Source organism: Streptomyces sp. NPDC058964, from assembly GCF_042741275.1.
Classification (GTDB): domain Bacteria; phylum Actinomycetota; class Actinomycetes; order Streptomycetales; family Streptomycetaceae; genus Streptomyces.
In genome coordinates this window covers 7,386-7,930 of sequence record NZ_JBHYKH010000427.1, presented here as the reverse complement: position 1 = coordinate 7,930, position 545 = coordinate 7,386, and the positions used below count along the sequence as shown (strand labels likewise).

Annotated in this window: 1 pseudogene; it reads right to left on the bottom strand. The window is 79.1% G+C overall.

The annotated features are described in order from the left end of the window. Window positions 1-307: 307 nt before the first annotated feature. A pseudogene (locus ACFW2E_RS35640) lies at window positions 308-545 on the bottom strand (hypothetical protein); the annotation flags it as partial.

The following is a 545-nucleotide window of genomic DNA, read 5'->3' as shown; positions in this document are numbered from 1 at the left end:
GGCGGGCACAGCGCGAGCGGTCCCACCGAGCCCGCTCAGGCCCGGCCGCCGTCCAGACGGAGGCCCGCACGCCCGCGCGGCGAACCGCCCGCCCGGACCTGACCGAGCGGGGAGCAGGGCACGCAGCCCGGTGGTGGCGGGTACGTCGGCGTCGTCGGGCACGAGGCCGACCGGGCGGATACCCGGGGAAACCGCGCTTCCCAGGGCCGGCAGGAGGTGGAGCGCGGGTGGGGCGCTTCACGCACCGCAGGTCTCGGCCGCCCCGGTCACCGGCACGGCCGGGGGCCGGGACGAGGGGCGTCGGCGGTTACCAGGGGGCGGTCGGCGGGGCCGTCAGGGCTTCCGCCAGCCTCGACAGGCGGTCGCGGAAGCCCCGCCCGGCCCTCGGAGCCGTCCCGTTCTCGCCCGCCGCCGCGCTCACCAGGTGCTGCACGGTGTCCAGGTCCAGCTCGGCCCCGTCCGGCACGGCCAGTGACTCGTGAGCCATCGCGTCCAGCTCGCCGCCGCCGGAGCCGAGCGCCAGCACCGTCACCCCGGCGCGCCTG